Origin of the sequence: Limosilactobacillus sp. (assembly GCF_051873075.1) — a bacterium.
Taxonomy (GTDB): Bacteria; Bacillota; Bacilli; order Lactobacillales; family Lactobacillaceae; genus Limosilactobacillus.
The window spans coordinates 1-5209 of record NZ_JBJEEM010000076.1 but is presented as its reverse complement, the minus strand read 5'-3'; the positions used below and the strand labels follow the sequence as shown (position 1 = coordinate 5209).

Here is a 5209-nt window from a genome sequence, read left to right as displayed (position 1 = left end):
ACTAATTACAAATTAAGGATGGTAAAATGATGAGCCAACGTGTAACCATCAGTGACGTTGCTAAAGCCGCCGGTGTTTCAGTCACCACGGTTTCGAGAATAATCAATGGTCACTATAATAAAATGAGTGCTGCGACTCGATTGCGGGTAGAAAAGGTAATTAAAGAACTAAATTTTGTCCCCACCGCCTCTGCCCAACGGCTGCGTAAAGCACAGGGGAGGGCGATCGGGGTCCTGGTGGGGAACATTGCGAACCCCTTTTCTACGCTCCTCGCTAAGGGAATTGATGACGTTTTAAAAAACCTCGGGTATGACATGTTACTGATCAATACCAACGACTCGGTGGAAACGGAAAAGCGGGCCCTGCACCGACTCTACCAGCAACGGGTTGATGGAATCATTGCCCAACCCGACTCGGGACACTTTGCACAGTTCGCAAACGTTGTCAAAGCAAATATTCCCCTGGAGATTGTCGACCGGGAGATCTGGGACCTGCCAACCGATGTTGATATGGTTACCAGTGCCAACAAGGATGCCTGTTATCGTCTTGGCAAGATATTAGTAGACCGTGGATATAATAATATTCTGGCTGTTAGTGCTCAGTATGCGGAGGCCTCCGGGCAGATTCCGCGAATTGCCGGGCTAAAAGCTGCCGCCAATGACTTTGGCCTTTCTTATCATCAGATCGAAATCAACGGTCACGACAAGGATTGGCTCACTAATACTTTTGTTCACCGTCTTGCACAATTACAAGGACGAACGGTAGCAATATCACTAATGGGACCAGTTCTCTTTGACCTGTTGAGCATCTTGAAAGACTACCACCTTGTCTTTCCACGTGATCTCGGCCTAATCAGCTTTGATGACTGGGAATGGTCACGATATGTCGGCGATGGCATTTTCCTTTTGAAGCAGGACATGGAACTGATGGGCAATTATGCTGCTCACCGGCTGCTCAGCCAGGTTGAAAACAAAAAAGTTGGCGGCAGCATCACCACCCTTCCCGTTAGCTTAATCGATCGGCCTTCCATTTAAGCACCTTTTGAAGATAACTTTGTTTCAAATAGTTGTCAGTAGATATTGATGTTCACCGATATCATAAAACAGTTGAGCTCATGACAAGGACAAGAGTCCTCTCATGAGCTCAACTGTTTTGTTCATTATGAAATTTTATGTTCAATAGCGCTTACTTTTTAAGTTTAATTGGCACCGTGAGTAAAGTCGACAACCATCCGACCGATAATCTTCCCTTCCTTCATCTCGTCAACGATGTCGTTAATCTCGCTGAGCTTCCGGGTGTGGACGATTGGGTCAATCCCACCATCGGCTGTTAATTGGAAGGCCTCGGCAAGGTCTTGCCGGGTACCGACCAGTGAGCCGACGATCTCAATTCCGTCAAGGACGGTCTTGGAGATTGGTACGTCAATGTTACCCTTTGGCAGGGAAACAGCGACCACCTTGCCACCGGCCTTGACGGAGGCCAGTGCTTGGTCATAGCAAATTGGGGCAGTGGCAGTTACAACGGCTGCCTGGACGCCACCAATCTTGTCTTGGATTTCTTTGGCCGGGTCGGTCTTGGTGGAGTTGATGATAATGTCCGCGCCGTTTTCCTTAGCAGATTGCAGCTTTTCATCATTAATATCAACCGCGATGACGTGCGCCTTGAAAACATTCTTGGCCCATTGAACACCGAGGTTACCCAAACCACCGGCACCATAGATGGCAATCCATTGGCCAGGACGAATTTCACTGGTCTTGATCGCTTTGTAGGTGGTAACACCAGCACAGGTTACGGACGTTGCCTTAATGGGATCAAGGTTTTCAGGAACCTTAACCGCATAGTTGGCTTCGACGATGCAGTATTCAGCCATGGCACCGTCAACGTTGAAGCCGGCGTTCTTGACGTGACGACATAGTGATTCGTTACCACTGACGCAGTATTCGCAGTGACCACAACCGGAGTAGAACCAGGCGATTGAAACCCGATCACCAATCTTAACACTAGTAACGCCAGGAGCAACCTTGACAACCCGACCGATTCCTTCGTGACCGGTAATCCGGCCCGGAACCTTACCGAAGTCGCCAGCCGCAACGTGAAGGTCGGTGTGGCAAAGGCCGCAGTATTCCATCTTAACTAGGGCTTCCCCGGCCTTGAGATCACGTAGTTGAACATCCTTAACGTCAAAGTAACCATCACAATTGTCACGTACTACAGCAGCTTTCATTATAAAGCATCTCCTTGAGGTGGCCAAGAATGTTTGAATTTGTTGAAAGAGTGAAACATTAATTGACCACCTCAGCTATACTTTATTCCGTTTTACGTCGAAATGCAAGCGCTTTCTAAATGTAACAACGTTTTTTGCGTAAAAAAGCTCCCAGGATGTTGTTGCAACCTGGGGGCCGATTAGGATTATTTATTTCTGCTTAGGCAGCTTTGTGGTGAACGTTGTGAGCGTTATGAGTGTTATTTTCACTCCGGTAGCCAAAGTAGAACTGAATGGCGGCAACGGCGATGTTGACCCAGTTCATGGTGATGAACCAGCCGTCAATTGCGCTGGCGTCGTGGGTAACACTATAGTATACCCAGAATCCAATTACGATTGCACAAACGTTAATCCAAGCGAAGGTCTTTTGCAACGTTTGATCATCGAGCTTGAACCACATCCATACCACGTTGACGATAAACCAAATGGCTAAAACCCAGAATACAAAGTTGAACATAAAGACACCCCTCCTTAAGATTTTTCACTGTGACAACGGATCGGTGATCTTCTCATCGATCACCTTTATTGTAGGGCAGCACTGCTTGGCCGTTAAGGACTGAGTGTTGATAAATGGCCAGCTGACGGACACCATGACACAATTAGTCAACTAGTGGGGAGACAGGAATGGTTGGCTCTTTTTGAGACATAACCGTCTGTTTGTTCACTGCAGCCATGCTTGCCAGGCTAATTACGATTATATATAATACTATATATGATATAATATAAGACAAAGGAGGAGGTACCAATGAAGATTCAGATCACCGCGGACCTGCTGGACGGGATCGTGCTGGCGATTCTCAAGCAGAGCGACTACTACGGTTATGCCTTAACCCAGCGTGTCCAGGAGGTCATTACGGTCTCCGAATCAACGATGTACCCGGTGCTTCGCCGATTGAAGAAGAATGGCTTTGTCACTACCTATGACCAGCCCTATCAGGGGCGCAACCGGCGCTACTACCAGATCACGGCTGATGGTGAGGACCACCTAAAACGGGTGCGGAAGCTCTGGAATGACTACAAGAACAGCCTTGACCAGCTATTTAATCCAACGGGGGAGGGGAAAAGCGATGAATGAGCGTGAGAAGTATATTAGCGACCTGGCGAGCTACCTCAGCCCGCTGACGGATGGCGAGCGTCGGGACGCGTTAGAGTTTTATGATGAGTTTATTGCCGACGGCGGTCTGGACAGCCGTCAGACTATTGAAGCGCGGTTGGGGACACCGCGGCAGCTGAGCCGAAAAATATTGGCGGACTACTCAATCAAGGCCAATGATCAGTCGAAGGAAAACGGCAAACCGGCCAGTACCCACTCCAGCTGGCGGGTTTTCTGGTGGGTACTGCTCGCGATCATTACCTCACCGTTGACCTTTGGGATCGGACTGGTCGCCGTAGTGACTTTGATTGCCCTGGCAGCCTGCCTGTTTGGGGTAGTTGTTGGGGCCGTTGCCCTGGTCGGCTCCCTGGCTGTTGCCGCGGTTGTGACTTTGTACGCCGGGGTTGGGCTGTTCGCCACGGCGCCAATGACCGGCCTCTTCTACGGCGGTATCGGCCTGAGTGCCATCGGGGGCTTCATGGTTTGTCTACCGTTGCTTTATTGGCTGGTTCGGCTGTTGGCACAGGCCATCGCCAACTTTGCAAAGTTTGTTTACCGAAAGATCCAGTCTAGAAAGGGGGCGGCCTAATTATGAAACGGATGTTTAAGATCGGTTGGCTGGTCCTGGCAATCGGGTTGGTGGCCCTTGCGGTCGGCTACTTGAATCATGGCGATCGGGATGTCGATTTTCATAATGGACGACCGCAAATTCAGCAACAGGCCAGCTGGCAATTGACGAACCGGCGCTTTGATAAAATTGACCTGGACGTGGCTACGGCTAACGTAAAGATTAGGCGTGGGGCCGCTTTTCGGGTTAGTTATCGCGGCTTGAATAAGAACAAGCCGACCGTTGAGAAAAAGGGCCGGCACCTGGTGGTCAAGCAGGAGGCTAGCGGTGGTGACGGCTTCTTCTTCAATGTTCACGGCTTCGATGACCAGCTGACGATTACGGTGCCCCGCGACGCGCAGATCAACGGGAGCACGATCAAGTTGGATAGTGGTAACCTCAGCGTCGACGGGGTCAACCTAGCCAACACCAGAATTGATGTGGCTAGCGGAAATGTTGATTTAGATAACCTGACGCTTGATGGCGGCCAGACCGAGCTGGATTCTGGGGACTTCACGGCGCACCGGTTGCGGACCAGCGGCTATTACCGGGTTAACAATGATTCTGGGGATAATGAGGTGCACGCCGATGGAATTGACGGTTACCGCCTGCAGACCACGAGCGGCGATAATGTCGTCAACGGCCACGACCGGGACCAGGACACGGTTGAGGATAACATGACTGCCAATAATACCCTGGAGCTGATTACCCAGTCCGGTGATAATGAATATGATTATTAAAAAACAGGTGCTTTGCATGGCACCTGTTTTTTTAGTGATCCTTTTCATCTCCGTTATTTTTAACCGTTGCGGGGGCGTTTTGCTGCTTCAGTGTTTCAGCAATTTCCTTGAGGTATTGCACCTCGGCACTCGGCTTTTCTTCTTGGGGTTCCTCTTCCTTTTTGCTCCGAAAGACATTCATCCCCTTGACCAGGAGGAAGACGACGAAGGCGATGATCAGGAAGTTAATCACGGCGTTTAAGAACGCACCGACCTTGAACTGGGCCGCACCGACGGTAAAAACGATGTTGGACAGGTCGATCTTACCGATGAAAAGCCCGATCAGGGGGTTGATCAGGTAGGCAACCAGGTCTTTGACGATAGCGGTAAAGGCGGACCCGACGATGATCCCCACCGCCATGTCCATCACGTTGCCGCGGGCAATAAATTCTTTAAACTCTTTAAGCATATAGGCCTCCTTTATTTGGCATTTGCTAACTTAATTTTACCAGATTAGTGGAATCAAT

The 5209-nt window shown here is 49.7% G+C and carries 7 protein-coding genes; 4 read left to right on the top strand and 3 right to left on the bottom strand.

Annotated features, from left to right (window positions below):
• Positions 1–29 precede the first annotated feature (29 nt).
• Complete coding sequence (locus ACI31J_RS07635; RefSeq protein WP_439773827.1) at positions 30–1034, top strand: LacI family DNA-binding transcriptional regulator; 1005 nt, start codon at positions 30–32, stop codon at positions 1032–1034.
• 164 nt (positions 1035–1198) lie between these two features.
• On the opposite strand, the gene adhP is transcribed toward ACI31J_RS07635, so the two are convergent.
• On the bottom strand, positions 1199–2224 hold the full coding sequence (gene adhP / locus ACI31J_RS07630; protein ID WP_439773826.1) for an alcohol dehydrogenase AdhP: 1026 nt from the start codon (positions 2222–2224) through the stop codon (positions 1199–1201).
• A 199-nt stretch (positions 2225–2423) separates the two neighbouring features.
• Positions 2424–2720 (bottom strand): hypothetical protein, encoded by a 297-nt coding sequence (locus ACI31J_RS07625; protein WP_439773825.1) that lies wholly within the window; start codon positions 2718–2720, stop codon positions 2424–2426.
• Between the two features lie 288 nt (positions 2721–3008).
• Here ACI31J_RS07625 and ACI31J_RS07620 point away from each other — a divergent pair, with 288 nt between their 5' ends.
• The 3 genes from ACI31J_RS07620 to ACI31J_RS07610 are packed head-to-tail and all read left to right on the top strand — an operon-like array spanning position 3009 to position 4703.
• Positions 3009–3338 carry a PadR family transcriptional regulator gene (locus ACI31J_RS07620; RefSeq protein ID WP_439773824.1) on the top strand — a complete coding sequence of 110 codons (330 nt, stop codon included), beginning with the start codon at positions 3009–3011 and terminating at the stop codon, positions 3336–3338.
• Complete coding sequence (locus ACI31J_RS07615; RefSeq protein WP_439773823.1) at positions 3331–3945, top strand: HAAS signaling domain-containing protein; 615 nt, start codon at positions 3331–3333, stop codon at positions 3943–3945. The genes ACI31J_RS07620 and ACI31J_RS07615 overlap by 8 nt, the downstream gene beginning before the upstream one ends.
• A 2-nt stretch (positions 3946–3947) precedes the next feature.
• Positions 3948–4703 carry a DUF4097 family beta strand repeat-containing protein gene (locus tag ACI31J_RS07610; protein ID WP_439773822.1) on the top strand — a complete coding sequence of 252 codons (756 nt, stop codon included), beginning with the start codon at positions 3948–3950 and terminating at the stop codon, positions 4701–4703.
• A 31-nt stretch (positions 4704–4734) separates the two neighbouring features.
• Here the strand turns inward: ACI31J_RS07610 and mscL are convergent, their stop codons facing one another.
• Positions 4735–5151, bottom strand: a complete 417-nt coding sequence (gene mscL / locus ACI31J_RS07605; protein ID WP_439773821.1) for a large-conductance mechanosensitive channel protein MscL — start codon at positions 5149–5151, stop codon at positions 4735–4737.
• Positions 5152–5209 lie beyond the last annotated feature (58 nt).

Bases quoted from the DNA above. Each gene is read 5' to 3' on its own strand.
- adhP (WP_439773826.1), bottom strand. From the start codon at position 2,224: ATGAAAGCTGCTGTAGTACGTGACAATTGTGATGGTTACTTTGACGTT.
- ACI31J_RS07625 (WP_439773825.1), bottom strand. From the start codon at position 2,720: ATGTTCAACTTTGTATTCTGGGTTTTAGCCATTTGGTTTATCGTCAAC.
- mscL (WP_439773821.1), bottom strand. From the start codon at position 5,151: ATGCTTAAAGAGTTTAAAGAATTTATTGCCCGCGGCAACGTGATGGAC.
- ACI31J_RS07615 (WP_439773823.1), top strand. From the start codon at position 3,331: ATGAATGAGCGTGAGAAGTATATTAGCGACCTGGCGAGCTACCTCAGC.
- ACI31J_RS07635 (WP_439773827.1), top strand. From the start codon at position 30: ATGAGCCAACGTGTAACCATCAGTGACGTTGCTAAAGCCGCCGGTGTT.
- ACI31J_RS07620 (WP_439773824.1), top strand. From the start codon at position 3,009: ATGAAGATTCAGATCACCGCGGACCTGCTGGACGGGATCGTGCTGGCG.
- ACI31J_RS07610 (WP_439773822.1), top strand. From the start codon at position 3,948: ATGAAACGGATGTTTAAGATCGGTTGGCTGGTCCTGGCAATCGGGTTG.